Origin of the sequence: Pelomonas sp. KK5 (genome assembly GCF_001984095.1) — a bacterium.
Taxonomy (GTDB): Bacteria; Pseudomonadota; Gammaproteobacteria; order Burkholderiales; family Burkholderiaceae_C; genus KK5.
In genome coordinates this window covers 1-17,270 of record NZ_LYVQ01000142.1, presented here as the reverse complement: position 1 = coordinate 17,270, position 17,270 = coordinate 1, and the positions used below count along the sequence as shown (strand labels likewise).

The 17,270-nt window shown below is 68.7% G+C and carries 19 protein-coding genes; 15 read left to right on the top strand and 4 right to left on the bottom strand.

What is annotated here, in order from left to right; all coding sequences use genetic code 11:
- Nucleotides 1-318: 318 nt before the first annotated feature.
- Complete coding sequence (locus tag B0W88_RS20630; RefSeq protein ID WP_158080897.1) at nt 319-897, top strand: GNAT family N-acetyltransferase; 579 nt, start codon at nt 319-321, stop codon at nt 895-897.
- Nucleotides 898-901: 4 nt separating this feature from the next.
- On the opposite strand, the gene B0W88_RS20625 is transcribed toward B0W88_RS20630, so the two are convergent.
- Nucleotides 902-1,636, bottom strand: a complete 735-nt coding sequence (locus B0W88_RS20625; protein ID WP_077036514.1) for a Crp/Fnr family transcriptional regulator — start codon at nt 1,634-1,636, stop codon at nt 902-904.
- 114 nt (nt 1,637-1,750) lie between these two features.
- Between B0W88_RS20625 and B0W88_RS20620 the strand changes: the two genes are divergently transcribed.
- The 8 genes from B0W88_RS20620 to B0W88_RS20585 all read left to right on the top strand — a co-directional run bounded on the left by B0W88_RS20620 (nt 1,751) and on the right by B0W88_RS20585 (nt 10,320).
- Nucleotides 1,751-3,703, top strand: coding sequence for a long-chain fatty acid--CoA ligase (locus tag B0W88_RS20620; RefSeq protein WP_077036513.1), 1,953 nt, complete (start codon nt 1,751-1,753; stop codon nt 3,701-3,703).
- On the top strand, nt 3,700-4,488 hold the full coding sequence (locus B0W88_RS20615; protein ID WP_077036512.1) for an ABC transporter ATP-binding protein: 789 nt from the start codon (nt 3,700-3,702) through the stop codon (nt 4,486-4,488). Before B0W88_RS20620 ends, B0W88_RS20615 begins: the two co-directional genes overlap by 4 nt.
- A gap of 5 nt (nt 4,489-4,493) precedes the next feature.
- Nucleotides 4,494-5,426: a branched-chain amino acid ABC transporter permease gene (locus B0W88_RS20610; RefSeq protein WP_077036511.1), complete on the top strand. Its 933-nt coding sequence runs from the start codon at nt 4,494-4,496 to the stop codon at nt 5,424-5,426.
- An 88-nt stretch (nt 5,427-5,514) separates the two neighbouring features.
- Nucleotides 5,515-6,579, top strand: a complete 1,065-nt coding sequence (locus B0W88_RS20605; protein ID WP_077036510.1) for a branched-chain amino acid ABC transporter permease — start codon at nt 5,515-5,517, stop codon at nt 6,577-6,579.
- A gap of 24 nt (nt 6,580-6,603) precedes the next feature.
- Entirely contained in the window at nt 6,604-7,914 is a 1,311-nt protein-coding gene (locus B0W88_RS20600) for an ABC transporter substrate-binding protein (protein ID WP_077036509.1), read from the top strand.
- A gap of 1 nt (nt 7,915) precedes the next feature.
- Entirely contained in the window at nt 7,916-8,731 is an 816-nt protein-coding gene (locus B0W88_RS20595) for an ABC transporter ATP-binding protein (RefSeq protein WP_077036508.1), read from the top strand.
- A 12-nt stretch (nt 8,732-8,743) separates the two neighbouring features.
- The gene (locus B0W88_RS20590) at nt 8,744-9,052 is read left to right on the top strand and encodes a hypothetical protein (protein WP_077036507.1); all 309 of its coding nucleotides are present in this window, start codon (nt 8,744-8,746) and stop codon (nt 9,050-9,052) included.
- On the top strand, nt 9,049-10,320 hold the full coding sequence (locus B0W88_RS20585; RefSeq protein ID WP_077036506.1) for a phenylacetate--CoA ligase family protein: 1,272 nt from the start codon (nt 9,049-9,051) through the stop codon (nt 10,318-10,320). Before B0W88_RS20590 ends, B0W88_RS20585 begins: the two co-directional genes overlap by 4 nt.
- 3 nt (nt 10,321-10,323) lie before the next feature.
- On the opposite strand, the gene B0W88_RS20580 is transcribed toward B0W88_RS20585, so the two are convergent.
- Entirely contained in the window at nt 10,324-10,848 is a 525-nt protein-coding gene (locus tag B0W88_RS20580) for a rhodanese-like domain-containing protein (protein ID WP_077036505.1), read from the bottom strand.
- Nucleotides 10,849-10,941: 93 nt separating this feature from the next.
- Here B0W88_RS20580 and B0W88_RS20575 point away from each other — a divergent pair, with 93 nt between their 5' ends.
- Entirely contained in the window at nt 10,942-11,919 is a 978-nt protein-coding gene (locus B0W88_RS20575) for a tripartite tricarboxylate transporter substrate-binding protein (RefSeq protein ID WP_077036504.1), read from the top strand.
- Here B0W88_RS20575 and dtd read toward each other — a convergent pair.
- Both dtd and B0W88_RS20565 read right to left on the bottom strand, forming a co-directional pair.
- A complete protein-coding gene (gene dtd / locus B0W88_RS20570) occupies nt 11,916-12,359 on the bottom strand; it encodes a D-aminoacyl-tRNA deacylase (protein ID WP_077036503.1) in 444 nt (147 codons plus the stop codon). The genes B0W88_RS20575 and dtd overlap by 4 nt on opposite strands.
- A complete protein-coding gene (locus B0W88_RS20565) occupies nt 12,356-13,243 on the bottom strand; it encodes a cation diffusion facilitator family transporter (RefSeq protein WP_077036502.1) in 888 nt (295 codons plus the stop codon). The genes dtd and B0W88_RS20565 overlap by 4 nt, the downstream gene beginning before the upstream one ends.
- A 57-nt stretch (nt 13,244-13,300) precedes the next feature.
- Here B0W88_RS20565 and argB point away from each other — a divergent pair, with 57 nt between their 5' ends.
- The 5 genes from argB to B0W88_RS20540 form a co-directional block, all read left to right on the top strand.
- The gene (argB, locus tag B0W88_RS20560; RefSeq protein ID WP_077036501.1) at nt 13,301-14,209 is read left to right on the top strand and encodes an acetylglutamate kinase; all 909 of its coding nucleotides are present in this window, start codon (nt 13,301-13,303) and stop codon (nt 14,207-14,209) included.
- Nucleotides 14,209-14,895 carry a pyrimidine 5'-nucleotidase gene (locus tag B0W88_RS20555; protein WP_077036500.1) on the top strand — a complete coding sequence of 229 codons (687 nt, stop codon included), beginning with the start codon at nt 14,209-14,211 and terminating at the stop codon, nt 14,893-14,895. The genes argB and B0W88_RS20555 overlap by 1 nt, the downstream gene beginning before the upstream one ends.
- A gap of 126 nt (nt 14,896-15,021) precedes the next feature.
- Nucleotides 15,022-15,690 (top strand): response regulator transcription factor, encoded by a 669-nt coding sequence (locus B0W88_RS20550; protein WP_233151789.1) that lies wholly within the window; start codon nt 15,022-15,024, stop codon nt 15,688-15,690.
- A gap of 69 nt (nt 15,691-15,759) precedes the next feature.
- Nucleotides 15,760-16,413 carry a nucleoid occlusion factor SlmA gene (gene slmA, locus B0W88_RS20545; protein WP_077036498.1) on the top strand — a complete coding sequence of 218 codons (654 nt, stop codon included), beginning with the start codon at nt 15,760-15,762 and terminating at the stop codon, nt 16,411-16,413.
- 19 nt (nt 16,414-16,432) lie between these two features.
- A partial coding sequence (locus B0W88_RS20540) for an ATP-binding protein (protein ID WP_077036497.1) occupies nt 16,433-17,270 on the top strand: 838 nt, incomplete at its 3' end.

Below are 17,270 nucleotides of genomic sequence, written 5' to 3'. Positions count from 1 at the left end.
ACGCAGGGGCTGCTGCTGCCGCCCAGGCTGCTGGCGCGCCAGACCTGGGCCGGCAGCGGAGGCGGGGGAGGGGAGGCGCCCGCCGGGGACGGCAGGCTTGCGCAGGGGGAATGCATGGCCAGAATACTGTGATTGCGTACAGTATATGAATCCGGCCGGGCGATGCAAGCGCAGGGATTTCACGCCCGGACCGTGCGCCAGACGCACCCGCCCCGCACTTGCGGGGCTGCGCTGTCACACGCCGCTCATGGTTGTAGCAGAATAAGGGTTTTCACCAGGGCATCGACCCGGAGCGCGAGGGACCGAGATTCCATGACAGTGAGCGAGCTTTCCGAGCTGGCCGTCCGGCCATGGGAAACGGCGCGCCTGCTGCTGCGGGCGCCGACCGCCGATGACCTGGAGGCCGTCTTCGCCCTCCATGCCGACCCGATCGCCAACCGCTTCAGCGCCAGCGGCCCGATGCCCACCCGCGAGGCCTCGGCCGAGCTGCTGGAGAGCTGGCTGGCCCACTGGCGCGAGCATGGCTACGGCTACTGGGCGATTGCTTCGCGCGAAGAGCCGCAGCGGCTGATCGGCTTCGGTGGCGTGATGAACCGCTGCGTGGCCGGGGTGAAAGGACTGCACCTCTATTTCCGTTTCCTGCCGCAGGCCTGGGGCCAGGGGCTGGCTTCGGAGATGGCGCTGGCGGCGCTGGAGCTGGTCTTCGACACGCTGCACGAGGCCTCGGTGCTGGCCGTGGTGCTGCCGCAGAACACGCCCTCTCGCAAGACACTGGAGCGTATCGGCATGCTGCTGAAGACCTCGTCGGAAGGCGGCAGCCTGGTCTACGAGATGACCGCCGAGCGCTTCGCGCAGATTCCCCGCACACCGCCTGCTCCCACGCCTTTCGGCGCCTGAACTGCTAGGCCGCGCCGCGCGGCCCCTGGTAGACGCGCAGCCTCTCGCGATCCAGCACCCTCACCCCGCCGTATTCGACGCGGATCAGCCCGCCCGCCGCCAGCGTGTTCAGCGCCTGGTTGACCCGCTGGCGCGACAAGCCCACCAGATAGCCCAGCTCCAGCTGCGTGATGCGCAGCAGGCTGCCCACGCCCGGATACAGCAGCGGGTGGAACATCGCCGCGAGGTTGCGGGCGACGCGGGTGTCGGGGTCCGACAGGCGGTCGATCTCGCGGGCGGCGATGAACTGGCCGAGCCGCTCGTTGAGCTGATTGAGGATGAAGCGGTTGAAGGCGATGCTCTGGTCCAGCAAGGCATGGAAGGTCTCCAGCGGCAGGCCGGCCACCACGCTGCGGCGCAGCGCCTGGATGTTGTAGCGGTAGCTCTCGCGCTTGAGCAGCGTGCCCTCGCCGAACCAGCCGCCCGGCGGCACGCCGGTGAAGGTGATGCTGGGGCCGACCGCGTCGTCGTTGCTCATCTTCAAGAGCCCGTCGACGACGCCGAACCAGTAATTGGCCGGCCGCCCGAAGCGGCAGACCCGCTCGCCCACCTCGGCCTCGGCCACCTGCAGCTGGGCCACCGCGTCGGCGCGCTGCTGCGGCTCCAGCACGGCCAGCCAGTGGATGGCCGCCAGTTCGTCCGGGCGGGCAGGCCGGGCGCGCTGGCGCAGCGGCGGGGATGTTGACGGGGGCTTGTCCATGACTCCTAGGGAAAACCACGAGCAGTGACAACCCTGGGATTGTCGTTGCAACGACACCCTGGCGTCAAAGTGCCGCCTACGATGGGCCGCAGGAGACAAGGGGCGACCACAAGCATGGCGACCACGACGACCACAACAAGCACCTTCCCCCGGCTGCTGCTGCAGCATGCGGGCCAGCGCCCCGATGCGCCGGCGCTGCGCGAGAAGGAGTACGGCATCTGGCAGACGCTCAGCTGGAGCGCGCTGGCCGTGCTGGTGCGCGAGCTGGCCCACGGCCTGGCCGCGGCGGGCATGCGCCGGGGCGACCATCTCGTGGTGATCGGCGAGAACCGGCCGCGCCTGTATGCCGCGATGCTGGCGGCCCAGTCGCTCGGCGCGGTGCCGGTGCCGCTGTACCAGGACGCGGTGGCGGCCGAGCTGGCCTTCCCGCTCAACAACGCGGAGGTGGCCTTTGCCATCGTCGAGGACCAGGAGCAGGTGGACAAGCTGCTGGAGATCCGCCCCGGCTGCCCGCTGCTCGCGCGCATCTGGTACGACGACCCGCGCGGCCTGCGCCACTACGACGAGCCCGGCCTCGCTGCGCTCGATGCGCTGCGCGAGGACGGTCGCCGCCATGCCGCTGAACTACCGCGTTACGTGGACGAGCAGATCGAGCAGATCCAGCCTCGCGACGTGGCCGCGCTGTTCTTCACCTCCGGCACCACCGGCCATCCGAAGGGCGTCGTCCACACGCACCTGAGCCTGATCGACCGGGCCCTGGCCGGCATGCGCTTTGACCGCCTGACCGAGCGCGAGGAGGTGCTTGCCTACCTGCCGCCGGCCTGGGTCGGGCAGAACATCTTCAGCTATGCACAGTGGCTGGCGATCGGCTATGTGGTGAACTGCCCCGAGTCGGCCAGCACGGTGGAGATCGACCTGAAGGAGATCGGCCCGAGCTACTACTTCGCGCCGCCGCGGGTGTTCGAGGGGCTGCTGACGCGGGTGACCATCCGCATGGAGGATGCCTCAGCGCCCAAGCGCTGGCTCTACGAGCGCTGCATGGCGCTGGCCCGTCGCGTCGGACCGGCGCTGATGGACGGGCAGCCGGTGGCTCTCGCCGACCGCTTGAAATACGCGTTAGGGAACCTGCTGATCTACGGTCCCTTGCGCAACACGCTGGGCCTCTCGCGGGTGCGCGTGGCCTATACCGCGGGCGAGGCGATCGGCCCCGATCTGTTCAGCTTCTACCGCAGCATCGGCGTCAACCTGAAGCAGCTCTACGGCAGCACCGAGACCGCGGTCTTCGTCTGCCTGCAGCCCGACGACCAAGCTCGCTCCGACACCGTCGGCGTGCCGATCGAGGGCGTGGAGATCCGCCTGGCCGACAGCGGCGAGATCTACATCCGCTCGCCCGGCCTGCTCAAGGGCTACTACAAGAACGAGGCGGCGACGGCCGAGGTGCTCGATGCCGAAGGCTGGTTCCGCACCGGCGACGCCGGCTTCGTCGACAAGGCCGGCCACCTGAAGATCATCGACCGCGCCAAGGACGTGGGCCGCACCAAGGCCGGCGCGATGTTCGCGCCCAAGTATGTGGAGAACAAGCTGAAGTTCTTTCCGCACATCAAGGAGGCGGTGGCCTTCGGCGACGGGCGCGAGCAGGTCTGCGCCTTCATCAACATCGACTTCGATGCGGTGGGCAACTGGGCCGAACGGCGCAACCTCCCCTACGCCGGCTATACCGACCTGGCCCAGAAGCCCGAGGTCTACGCGCTGATCGCCGACTGCGTGGCCAAGGTCAACGCGGACCTGGCCCGCGACGAACTGCTGGCCGGCAGCCAGATCAGCCGCTTCCTGGTGCTGCACAAGGAGCTCGATGCGGACGACGGCGAGCTGACCCGCACGAGAAAGGTTCGCCGCGGCGCGATCGCCGACAAGTACGGCGTGCTGATCGACGCGCTCTACGACGGCCGGGCCTCGCAGTACATCGAGACCGCGGTGAAGTTCGAGGACGGGCGCAGCGGCGTCGTGTCCGCCGACCTGCGCATCGTCGACGTGCCGACCTACCCGGCCGTGCGGAGTGCCGCATGACGACGACGAGGACGATCGGCGAGGTGATCCTCGACGTGCGCAACATCAGCGTGCAGTTCGGCGGCGTCAAGGCGCTCAGCGACATTTCCTTCGATGTCCGCGAGCACGAGATCCGCGCCATCATCGGCCCCAACGGCGCGGGCAAGAGCTCGATGCTCAACTGCATCAACGGCGTCTACCAGCCCAGCGCCGGCGCCATCCACTTTCGCGGCAAGACCTTCAGGCACATGAACTCGCGCCAGGTGGCCGAGATGGGCGTGGCGCGTACCTTCCAGAACCTCGCGCTGTTCAAGGGCATGAGCGTGCTGGACAACATCATGACCGGCCGCAACCTGCACATGCGGCGCAACCTGCTCTGGCAGGCGCTGCGATGGGGCCCGGGCGAGCGCGAGGAGATCGCGCAGCGCGAGAAGGTCGAGCGCATCATCGACTTCCTCGAGATCCAGGCCCATCGCAAGACGCCGGTCGGCCGCCTGCCCTACGGCCTGCAGAAGCGGGTGGACCTGGGCCGGGCGCTGGCGATGGAGCCGCAGGTGCTGCTGCTGGACGAGCCGATGGCCGGCATGAACGTCGAAGAGAAGCAGGACATGTGCCGCTTCATCCTCGACGTCAATGACGAGTTCGGCACCACCATCGTGCTGATCGAGCACGACATGGGCGTGGTGATGGACATCTCGGACCGGGTCGTGGTGCTGGACTACGGCAAGAAGATCGGCGACGGTGCGCCCGACGAGGTGCGTTCCAACCCCGAAGTCATCAAGGCCTACCTCGGGACGGAGCACTGAATACCATGGGCTTCTTCCTCGAAACCCTGATCGGCGGCCTGATGGCCGGCATGCTCTATTCACTGATCGCACTGGGCTTCGTGCTGATCTACAAGGCCAGCGGCGTATTCAATTTCGCGCAGGGGGCGATGGTGCTGTTCGCCGCGCTGGCGATGGCGCGCTTCGCGGAGTGGATTCCGCAGTGGGCGCCGGCGCTCGCGCACCCGGTCGTCGCCAACGTGCTGGCCTTCGCGCTGGCGATGGCCCTGATGATCGGCGTCGCGGTGCTCATCGAGAAGCTGGCGCTGTCGAAGCTTGTCAACCAGGAGCACATCACGCTGCTGATGGCGACGCTCGGCATCACCTACTTCCTCGACGGCCTGGGCCAGACCCTGTTCGGCAACGATATCTACAAGATCGACGTGGGCATGCCCAAGGATCCGGTCATCGTGGCCGAGTCGATGTTCCAGGGTGGCATCCTCGTCAGCAAGGAAGACCTCTACTCCGCGCTGATCGCGCTGGCGCTGGTGGCGCTGCTGGCGCTGTTCTTCCAGAAGACCGCCACCGGCCGCGCGCTGCGCGCTGTGGCCGACGACCACCAGGCCGCGCAGTCCATCGGCATCCCGCTGTCGACGATCTGGATCATCACCTGGAGCGTGGCCGGCTTCGTCGCGCTGGTGGCCGGCGTGATCTGGGGCAGCAAGCTGGGCGTGCAGTTCTCGCTGTCGATGGTGGCGCTGAAGGCGCTGCCGGTGGTGATCCTGGGCGGGCTCACCTCGATCCCCGGCGCCATCATCGGCGGGCTGATCATCGGCGTCGGCGAGAAGCTGTCGGAGATCTATGTCGGGCCGCTGCTGGGCGGGGGCATCGAGATCTGGTTTGCGTATGTGATGGCGCTGTTGTTCCTGCTGGTGAGGCCGCAAGGTCTCTTCGGCGAGAAGATCATTGATCGCGTATGAAGACCATCGGGCGCGGCCCTTCGATACATCAGGCCGTTCGGGCTGAGGTATCGAAGCCCCCAGCGCAAGCCTCAGGGATTCGATAGACATGCTCTACAGAGAGAACGGTCAGTTCAAGTCGACGTACCGCGCGGACCAGCAGATCCTGCCGATCCGCCAGGACCGCGTCGTGATGGGGCTGATGCTGGCCTTCGCCTTCATCGTCGTGCCGCTGTCGGCGCCCGAGTACCTGCTGCGCGCGATCCTGATTCCCTTCCTGATCCTCTCGCTGGCGGCGCTGGGGCTGAACATCCTGGTCGGCTACTGCGGCCAGATCTCGCTGGGGACGGGCGCCTTCATGGCCGTCGGCGCCTATGCGGCCTACAACGCGCAGGCCCGCATCGAGGGGCTGCCGCTGATCGTCTCCCTGCTGCTGGGCGGCGTGGCGTCCACCATCGTCGGCGTGATCTTCGGCATCCCCTCGCTGCGCATCCGCGGTCTCTATCTGGCGGTGGCGACGCTGGCGGCGCAGTTCTTCGTCGACTGGGCGGCCTTGAGGCTGAAGTTCGTCACCAACGGCTCGGAGTCGGGCTCGGTCAGCGTCAGCGGGCTGCAGGTCTTCGGCATCCCGATCGAGAGCCCGGCTTCGAAATACCTGCTGTGCCTGTCCTTCGCCGTCGTCTTCGCGCTGCTGGCGAAGAACCTGGTGCGTTCGGCAATAGGCCGCGAGTGGATGGCGATGCGCGACATGGACGTGGCCGCCGCCGTCATCGGCATCCGGCCGGTCCATGCCAAGCTGACCGCCTTCGCGGTCAGCGCCTTCATCGTCGGCGTGGCCGGCGGGCTGTGGGGCTTCGTGCACCTGGGCGCCTGGGAGCCGGCGGCCTTCAACATCGACCGCTCGTTCCAGCTCTTGTTCATGGTCATCATCGGCGGCCTCGGCTCGATCATGGGCGGCTTCCTCGGCGCCGCCTTCATCGTGCTGCTGCCGATCGTGCTGGAGCGGCTGCCGCAGCTGCTGCAACTGCCGATGTCCACGGCCCTGTCCTCGCACCTGACCAGCATGGTCTTCGGCGCGCTGATCGTGTTCTTCCTGATCGTCGAGCCGCACGGCCTCGCGCGGCTGTGGTCCACGGCCAAGGAGAAGCTGCGGCTCTGGCCCTTCCCGCATTGAATCCATAACAGCAAGGAGACAGGCATGAAGAAGTTGCTAACGGTGATCCTCAGCGTCATGGCCCTGGCGCCGAGCCTCGCGCAGGCTCAGGCCAAGGAACAGTTCATCCCCCTGCTGGTCTACCGCACCGGCCCCTACGCGCCCAACGGCACGCCCTGGGCCAACGGCAAGCAGGACTACCTGAAGCTGATCAACGCCCGCGACGGCGGCGTCAACGGCGTCAAGCTGACCTACGAGGAATGCGAGACCGGCTACGCCACCGACAAGGGCGTCGAGTGCTACGAGCGGCTCAAGGGCAAGGGCGCCAGCGTGATCGACCCGCAGGCCACCGGCATCACCTTTGCGCTGACCGAAAAGGCGCCGGTCGACAAGATCCCGCTGCTGACGCTCGGCTACGGCCTCTCCGCCGCGCAGGACGGCAATGTCTTCAAGTGGAACTTCCCGCTGATGGGCAGCTACTGGACCGCGGCCGACATGCTGATCCAGCACATCGCCAAGAAGGAAGGCGGCTTCGACAAGCTCAAGGGCAAGAAGATCGCCCTGGTCTATCACGACTCGCCCTTCGGCAAGGAGCCCATGCCGATGCTGGAGGAGCGCTCGAAGATGCACGGCTTCGAGCTGGTGAAGATCCCGGTGACGGCGCCCGGCGTCGAGCAGAAGTCCGCCTGGCTGCAGGTGCGCCAGCAGCGGCCCGACTATGTGCTGCTGTGGGGCTGGGGCGTGATGAACTCCACCGCGCTGAAGGAAGCCCAGGCTACCGGCTATCCGCGCGAGAAGATGTTCGGCGTCTGGTGGGCCGGCGCGGAGCCGGACGTCAAGGACGTGGGCGAGGGCGCCAAGGGCTACAGCGCGCTGAACCTGAACACCTCGGGCCAGTCGCCCAAGGTGATCCAGGACATCCTCAAGTACGTCCACGACAAGGGCCAGGGCACGGGGCCGAAGGACGAGGTCGGCTCGGTGCTCTACACCCGCGGCATGATCATCCAGATGCTCACCGTCGAGGCGATCCGCCGCGCGCAGGAGCGCTTCGGCAAGGGCAAGGTGATGAGCGGCGAGCAGGTGCGCTGGGGCCTGGAGAACCTGGCGCTGGACCAGAAGAAGCTGGACGCGCTGGGCTTCGCCGGCGTCATGCGCCCGATCAGCACCAGCTGCGCCGACCACATGGGTTCGACCTGGGCGCGCGTGCACACCTGGGACGGCAGCAAGTGGAACTTCAGCAGCGACTGGCTGGAGGCCGACGAGGCGATCCTGAAGCCGATGGTGAAGACGGCCGCGGACAAGTACGCCGGCGACAAGAAGCTGACGCGCCGCACGCCGGCCGATTGCCAGTCCTGACATGAGCAACAGCAGCGCGGTCCTCCTCGACGTTAACGGCATCGAGGTCATCTACAACCACGTGATCCTCGTGCTCAAGGGCGTGTCCCTGCAGGTGCGCGAGGGCAGCATCGTCGCGCTGCTGGGCGGCAACGGCGCCGGCAAGACGACGACGCTGCGCGCCGTCAGCAACCTGCTGGCGGGCGAGCGTGGCGCGGTGACCAAGGGATCGATCGCGCTGCGCGGCGAGCGGGTGGAGACGCTGGGCACGGCCGAGATGGTCAAGCGCGGCGTGATCCAGGTGATGGAGGGGCGGCACTGCTTTGCCCACCTCACCATCGAGGAGAACCTGCTGGCCGGCGCCTACACCCGCGCCGACGGCAAGGCGGCCGTCGCGCAGACGCTGGAGAAGGTGTATGCCTATTTCCCGCGCCTGAAGACGCGCCGCGGCTCGCAGGCCGCCTACACCTCGGGCGGCGAGCAGCAGATGTGCGCGATCGGCCGCGCGCTGATGGCCGATCCGAAGATGGTGCTGCTGGACGAGCCCTCGATGGGCCTGGCGCCGCAGATCGTCGAGGAGGTGTTCGAGATCGTGAAGGACCTGAACGCGCGCGAGGGCACCACCTTCCTGCTGGCCGAGCAGAACACCCAGATGGCGCTGCGCTACGCCGGCTACGGCTACATCCTGGAGAACGGCCGCGTCGTCATGGACGGCGAGGCCGCGGCGCTGCGCGAGAACGAGGACGTCAAGGAGTTCTATCTCGGCATGGGCGGCGGCGATCGCAAGAGTTTCAGAGACGTCAAGAGCTACAAGCGCCGCAAGCGCTGGTTGGCCTAGGAGACCAGCACCATGAGCAATGACGAGGATTTCTTCGCCTTGCCGCCGTTCAAGCCGGCCGAGGCATTGGTCAAGCTCAAGCGGGATCTGCGCGACCTGCGCTCGCTGACCGAGCGCAGCGGTGGCGGCAGCTTCGACATGCAGGGCCAGCCGGTGCTGCAGCTGAGCAGCGACGACACGCAGCTGCACGCCAGGCTCGCCAAGCGCCCGGCACGCAGCCCGGAATGGGAAAGCCGCAGCTGCAAGAACGCGGCCGAGGTGCGGCGCCTGCTCGACGACATCCGGCGCCGCGTGGCCCAGTGGACGGACGACACGCCGTGAGCCCCGAGTTCTACGACGGGCTGGAAACCCGCGATCCGGCCGAGCGCGAGGCGGCGCTGCTGGCCGCGCTGGCCGGGCAGGTCGCCCACGCGCAGGCCCATTCAAGCGCCTTCGCCGAGATCCTTGCCGGCGTCGAGCCGGCCGAGCTCGTCAGCCGCGCCGCGTTGGCCCGCCTGCCCGTGACGCGCAAGTACGAGCTGCTGGCGCGCCAGCAGGCGCAGCGAGGCACCGATGCGTTTGGCGGTTATGCCACGATCGGCTGGCAGGGGCTGGTGCGCGCAGGTGGTGGCAGCGGCGCCCGCAAGGTGTTCCAGTCGCCCGGCCCGCTGTACGAACCCGAGGGCGAGGCCCGAGACTACTGGCGCGTCGCCCGCGCGCTGTTCGCCGCGGGCATCCGCGCCGGCGAGCTGGTGCACAACAGCTTCAGCTACCACCTGACCCCCGCCGGCTCGATGATGGAAGGCGGCGCCCAGGCGCTGGGCTGCACGGTGTTCCCCGGCGGCGTCGGCAATACGGAACTGCAGCAGCAGGCCATCGCCGACCTGAAGCCCGCCGCCTACGTGGGCACGCCGAGCTTCCTGAAGATCCTGCTGGAGCGCGCGGCGGGCGGCGAGCTGGCTTCGATCACCAAGGCCCTGGTCAGCGGCGAAGCCTTCCCGGCGGCGCTGCGCGACTGGTTCGCCGCGCGCGGCGTCGCCGCCTACCAGTGCTACGCCACGGCCGACATCGGCCTGATCGCCTACGAGACGCCGGCGCGCGAGGGCCTGGTGCTGGATGAGGGCGTGCTGGTGGAGATCGTGCGACCCGGTACCGGCGATCCGGTGCCCGACGGCGAGGTGGGCGAGCTGGTGGTCAGCACGCTGAACCCCGACTACCCGCTGATCCGCTTCGGCACCGGCGACCTCTCGGCGGTGCTGCCCGGCACCTGCCCCACGGGCCGCACGAACCGTCGCATCCGCGGCTGGCTCGGCCGGGCCGACCAGTCGGCCAAGGTGCGCGGCATGTTCGTCCATGCGGGCCAGGTGGCGGAGGTGGTCAAGCGTTTCCCCGGGCTGGGCCGGGCGCGGCTCGTGGTGAACGGGGAACTCGCGCAGGACCGGATGTGCCTGCAGCTGGAGCTGGGCCAGGCAGCGCCGGACGGCCTGGCGGACAGCATCGCCGCCGCGCTGCGCGACGTGACGAAGCTGCGCGGCGAGGTGGAATTCGTCGCCGCGGGCAGCCTGCCCAATGACGGGCGCGTGATCGAGGACCGGCGCCGTCTGGATTGAGGGTTAGCGGGCTGCGGTCTGCAGCAGCAGGCCGTCGCCGGTGGGCGTGCGCAGCGCGGCGCCGGCCATCTGCTTCGGGCCCTCGGCCACCGGCGCGACCAGCCATTGCGGCACCGGCAACCGGGCCGCGGCCAGCGGCTTCAGCTCACGGCCGGACATCGCCCACTCGGTGGCGCCGCCCACCAGCCAGTGCACCCGGCCCGGGCTCAGCGCCTGCAGCGACTCCACCAGCGCCTGGGCGCGGGCGTCACCGGCTTCGCCATAGACGACGATGTCGCGCGACAGGTCCAGGCCCGCGGCCGACACGGCCTCGCGCAGCGCGGCCAGGTCGTGCGACTGCAGCCAGGCATCCAGCCGCGCACCATCCACCTTCAAGGCGCCTGGCAGGCCGGCAGCGGCCTGCTCGCGAACATCCCAGGCCAGCGCGCCCTGGGCCAGCGCCGCCTCGGCGGCCGGGGCGGCCAGGATCTCGGCCTGGGCGGTCATCGAGGCCAGCATGGACAGCAGGAGCAGGGTGCGCTTGATCATGCCTCGCACTCTATGGATCGAGTGGCGAACGGTCCAATACAGAGTCGGAGAATGCTTATACGAATCGGCCATAAAGGCGGCTAGCATCCGCCGATGCTTCGCCACCTGCTCACCTTGGCCGGCCTGCTGCTGGCGCTGGCGCCGGCGCGGGCCGCCTATCCGGACCATCCGATCACCCTGGTCGTGCCCTTCTCGGCCGGCGGCCCTACCGACACCGTCGCCCGCGACCTGGCCGAGGCGCTGCGCAAGTCGCTGGGCGCGGAGGTGATCGTCGACAACGTCGGCGGCGCCGGCGGCGGCACGCTGGGCGCCACCAAGGTGGCCAAGGCCGCGCCGGACGGCTACACGCTGCTGCTGCACCACATCGGCATGGCCACCTCGCCCTCGCTGTACCGCAACCTGCAGTACGACACGCTGAAGGATTTCGAGTACCTGGGCCTGATCATCGAGGTGCCGATGACGCTGATCGGCCGCCCCGGCCTGCCCGCCGGCGACTTCACCGAGCTGCGCCGCTGGATGGCGGCCAACAAGGGCAAGATCAACCTGGCCAACGCCGGCACCGGCGCGGCCTCGCACCTGTGCGGCGTGCTGCTGCAGAAGGCGCTGAAGATCGACATGAACATCGTGTCCTTCAAGGGCACGGCGCCGGCGATGGCCGAACTGCTGGCCGGCAATGTGGACCTGCTCTGCGACCAGACCACCAACACCACCGGCCAGATCAACGCCGGCAAGGTGCGCGCCTATGCGGTGACCAGCCGCGTCCGCCTGGCCGGCCCGGTGCTATCCACCTTGCCGACGCTGGAGGAGGCGGGGTTCAAGGGCTTCGACGTGTCCATCTGGCACGGGCTCTATGCGCCGCGGGGCACGCCGCCGGCCGTCGTCGAGCGGCTCAATGCGGCGCTGCGCGCGGCGCTGCACGATCCCGAGTTCATGCGGCGCGAGCAGGCGCTCGGCGCGGTGATCGTCAACGACGCCCGCCTGAGCGGGCCGGGCCACAAGGCCTTCGTGGCCTCCGAGATCAGGCGCTGGGCGCCGCTGATCCAGGCGGGCGGGCCCTACGGCGACGATTAGGAAGCGATCCGCAGCGGGATCGTCACCGGCCCGTCGTTGACCAGGCTCACCTGCATGTCGGCGCCAAACTCGCCGCGTTCGACCACCGGATGCCTGCCGCCGGCATAACGCAATACGTGCTCGTACAGCGCGCGGCCTTTCTCGGCCGGGGCGGCGCCGGTGAAGCTGGGCCGGTTGCCGGCGCTGGTGTCGGCGGCCAGCGTGAACTGCGAGACGATCAGCAGCCCGCCGCCGACGTCGGCCACGCTGAGGTTCATCTTGCCGGCGGCGTCGCTGAAGATGCGCAGCTTCAGCGTCTTGTCGATCAGCTTCTCGGCCGTGCGCTCGGTGTCCTGCGGCTCGGCGCAGACCAGCATCAAGAGGCCCGGGCCGATCGCGCCGATCGTCTGCCCGGCCACGTCCACCCGCGCCTCGCGCACCCGTTGCAGCAGGGCGATCATCCGAGCTGCTCCTCGGTGACCGGCTCGACCCCGGTGGGCAGCAGCTGGATCGTCGCCCGCAGGCCCGGCAGCGCCGCCACCAGCGCCTGCTCCACCTCGGCGCGGGCGGCGGCGGCGCGGCCCAGGCTCCAGTCCGCAGGCAGGTGCATGTGCAGGTCGACGAAGCGGCGCTGGCCGGCGCAGCGGCTGGCCAGGTGGTCGAAGCGCACGGCGAGGCGCTGCTGGAAACGATCCAGCACCGCCTGCACCGTGGCCAGCGAGTCGGCGTCCAGCGCCTCGTCCATCAGGCCGCCGGTGGCGCGGGCGACCAGGTGCACGCCCTCGCGCAGCACGTTCAGCGCCACCAGCAGGGCCACCGCGGCATCCAGCCACAGCCAGCCGCTCAGCAGCACGCCGATCAGGCCGACGACCACGCCGGCCGAGGTCCAGACGTCGGTGATCAGGTGGCGGGCATCGGCCTCCAGCGCCATCGAGCGCAGCTCGCGCGCCTTGCGCAGCATCGCCCAGGCCAGGCCGCCGTTCAGCGCCGAGCTGAGCACCGTCAGCGCCAGGCCCAGGCCCAGGCCTTCCAGCGGTTGCGGCGCGGCCAGGCGGTGGATGGCGCCCCAGCCGATGCCCAGGCCCGCCATCACGATCAGCACGCCCTCGAAGCCGCCCGAGAAATACTCGGCCTTGTGGTGGCCGAAGGGGTGGTCCTCGTCGGGCGGGCGCTGGGCGATCGTCAGCATCGCCAGCGCGAACACCGCGCCGGCCAGGTTCACCAGGGATTCCAGGGCGTCCGCGGCCAGGCTGACCGAGCCGGTCCACCACCAGGCGGCGGTCTTCATCGCGATCGTCACCACGGCGACGACGGCGGACAACTTCAGATACGAACTCGCTTGCATCCCGGCATTCTCGCTAACCCTAGAATCCCACGGCATCAAACCCGACCGCCACAAGCCATGACCACCGACATCACCAGCACCGACGTCTCCCACATCGCCCCGCGCGAGAAGGCCGAGATCCTGGCCCAGGCCCTGCCGTACATCCGCAAGTTCCACGGCAAGACCATCGTCATCAAGTACGGCGGCAATGCGATGACCGACCCGGCGCTGCAGCAGGACTTCGCCGAGGACGTGGTGCTCTTGAAGCTGGTCGGCATGAATCCGGTGGTGGTGCACGGCGGCGGCCCGCAGATCGAGGACGCGCTGAACAAGCTGGGCAAGAAGGGCCACTTCATCCAGGGCATGCGCGTCACCGACGAGGAGACGATGAGCGTCGTCGAATGGGTGCTGGGCGGCGAGGTGCAGCAGGACGTGGTGGGCCTGATCAACGCCGCCGGCGGCAAGGCCGTGGGCCTGACCGGCCGCGACGGCGGGATGATCCGCGCCCGCAAGCTGAAGATGGTGGACAAGGACGACCCGGCCAAGGAACACGACATCGGCCAGGTGGGCGACATCGTCTCGATCGACCCCAGCGTCGTGAAGGCGCTGCAGGACGACCAGTTCATCCCGGTGGTGAGCCCGATCGGCTTCGGCGAGAACAACGAGAGCTACAACATCAACGCCGACGTGGTCGCGGCCAAGCTGGCCACGGTGCTGCGCGCCGAGAAGCTGCTGATGCTCACCAACATCAAGGGCGTGCTGGACAAGGAAGGCAATCTGCTGACCGAGCTGACCCCGCGCCGCATCGACGAGCTGGTGGACGACGGCACGATCAGCGGCGGCATGATTCCGAAGATCGCCGGCGCGATCGACGCGGCCAAGAGCGGCGTCAACGCGGTCCACATCCTCGACGGCCGCGTGCCGCATGCGATGCTGCTGGAGATCCTCTCCGAAGAAGCGTACGGAACGATGATCCGCTCGCACTGATGTCGACGGTCTGGCTGTTCGACCTCGACAACACGCTGCACGATGCCTCGCGGCGCATCTTTCCGGAGATGCGGGAGGCGATGGGCGCGTACATCGTGCGGCATGTCGGCGTCGATGCCGCCGAGGCCGCTGGGCTGAGAGAGCTTTACTCGCGCCGCTACGGCAACACGCTGCTGGGCCTGTTGCGCCACCACGGGGTCAGGTCTGAACACTTCCTGCGCGAGACGCACGATTTCGCCGAACTGGAGCAGTGGGTCCATGCCCACGCGGCCGACCTGGCCGCGCTGCGCCGCCTGCCCGGCCGCAAGATCCTGCTGACCAACGCGCCGGAGTTCTATGCCCGCCGCGTGCTGGCGGCGCTGAAGCTGACGCATGTCTTCGAGGCCGTGGTCGCGGTCGAGCAGATGGCCATGTTCGGCCAGCTGCGGCCCAAGCCCGATGCGCGCATGTTCCGCCACCTGCTGGCGCGGTTGAAGCTGCAGGCCCACCGCTGCGTGCTGGTCGAGGACACGCTGGAGCACCAGAAGTCGGCCCATGCCCTGGGCATCGCGACGGTGTGGATGCAGCGCTGGTCGCGCGGCGCCGGCCATCCGCATCTCAATCGACGGCCCGCCTATGTGGGCTGCCGCATCGGCCGGCTGTCCGAATTGCGACCCTTCGGTGCCGGGGTGCATCCCACGATCTAGGCCTGTGGTTTGCCCGTAGCCTGCATTGCCCGGCCCGGGTGCGCCACTCAGAATCGTCCGCAGCCCTCGGGTCGATTGCCGGGCTGTTCTTGGCAAGACCCGACCCCCATGGGTGCCGGAGTCGCCATGTCCACCTTTTCCGTCTTGATCGTCGAGGACCAGAGCCGTTTCCGCGAGGCCTTCCAGCACGCGCTGTCCCGCGCGGCAGACATCCAGCTGCTGGGTATCGCCATCGACCTGCCCCAGGGCCGGCAGATGTTCGACCAGACCCAGCCCGACGTGCTGCTGGTGGACCTGGACCTGCCCGGCGGCAGCGGCATCGAGCTGATCCGCCATGCGGCGCGCACCCGGCCCAAGTGCGACGTGATGGTGATCTCGGTCTTCGGCGACGAATCCCATGTGCTCAGCAGCATCGAGGCCGGCGCCACCGGCTACCTGCTGAAGGACGCGTTGGCGCTGGACCTGTCCGCCCAGCTGCGCACGCTGCGGGCAGGCGGCAGCCCGATCAGCCCGGTGATCGCGCGGCGGCTGCTGATGCGGCTGGCGAAGGCGCCGTCGAGCCAGCCCGCGATCCCGCTGGTGGTGGATGACGAGGTGGTGGCGCTGTCCGAGCAGGAGTCGCGCGTGCTGCACCTGGCCGCCAAGGGCTTTACCTTCGACGAGATCGCGCGCTTCATGCAGGTCTCTCCGCACACGGTGATGACCTATGTGAAGCGGGTCTACCGCAAGCTGCATGTGCGCTCCAAGGTGGAGGCGATCTACGAGGCGCGGCGGCTCGGCTGGTTGCGCGATTGAAGCCTCCGCGGGGCGGCCTGCGCCCTGTGCCAGAATCGGCCGAGCCCATCCACGCGCCGCCTGCTGCCGATGTCCGTCGAACCCCCTCTGTCCGAGCCGCCCGCCACCAGCGATGAAGCAGCTCCGGCCGCAGTCCCGCGCAAGCGGCCGCGTCCGGGCGAGCGCCGCGTGCAGATCCTGCAGACGCTGGCCGGCATGCTGGAGCTGCCGGGTTCCGAGCGCGTGACCACGGCGGCGCTGGCGGCGCGGCTCGATGTGTCGGAAGCCGCGCTGTACCGCCACTTCGCCAGCAAGGCTCAGATGTTCGAGGGCCTGATCGAGTTCATCGAGAGCAGCGTGTTCACGCTGATCAACCAGATCGTCGAGCGCGAGAGCAGCAGCGGCGCGATGCAGGCGCAGAAGATCGTCTCGGTGCTGCTGCAGTTCGGCGAACGCAATCCGGGCATGACGCGGGTGATGGTCGGCGATGCGCTGGTCTACGAGAACGAGCGCCTCGTCGCGCGGATGAACCAGTTCTTCGACCGCATCGAATCCTCGCTGCGCCAGGTGCTGCGCGCCGAGGCCGAGGCCAGCGGCTCCGCCACGCCCACGGTGGAGGCCAATGCCAAGGCCTCGGTGCTGGTGAGCTTCATCATCGGCCGGCTGCAGCGCTATGCCCGTTCGGGCTTCAAGCGCCTGCCGAGCGAACAGTTGGATGCCGCCTTGCGAATGCTGGGTCTTTGAGGCTCTATAAACTGGGCGGATGTCCTCCGCCCCGCTTGACCATCTGATCGCCCGCGCCGAAGCGCTGCTCGGTCGCCTCGAGGCCGTGCTGCCCCAGCAAGGCCTGCCCGAACCCGACTGGAATGCCTCGGTCGCCTTCCGCTACCGCAAGCGCCTGGGCCGCCATGTGCTGGAGCCGGTGCGCCATGTGGCCACGATCCGGCTGGAAGACATCAAGGAAGTGGGGCCGCAGAAGGACAAGCTGCTGCGCAACACCGAGCAGTTCGTCGCCGGCCGCCCGGCCAACAACGTGCTGCTGACCGGCGCCAAGGGCACGGGCAAGAGCTCGCTGATCAAGGCCTGCCTGAATGCCTATGCCGATCGCGGCCTGCGCCTGGTCGAGGTGGACAAGGGCGACCTGGTGGACCTGCCGGACCTGGTGGACATGTTCAGCGGCCGGCCCGAGCGCTTCGTGATCTTCTGCGACGACCTCAGCTTCGACGAGGGCGAGCTGGGCTACAAGGCGCTGAAGTCGATGCTGGACGGTTCCGTCTCGGTCGCCGGCGATAACGTGCTGATCTATGCCACCAGCAACCGCCGCCACCTGCTGCCCGAGCAGATGAAGGACAACCTCGGCTACAAGCACATGCCGGACGGCGAGGTGCATCCGGGCGAGGCGGTGGAGGAAAAGATCTCGCTGTCCGAGCGCTTCGGCCTGTGGATCAGCTTCTACCCCTTCAGCCAGGAGGAGTACCTCGCCATCGCCGCCCAATGGCTGCGCTTCTACGGCCTGGACGAGGCGAGCATCGCCGCGGCGCGGCAGCCCGCGCTGGTGTGGGCGCTGGAGCGCGGCTCGCGCTCGGGCCGCGTGGCCTACC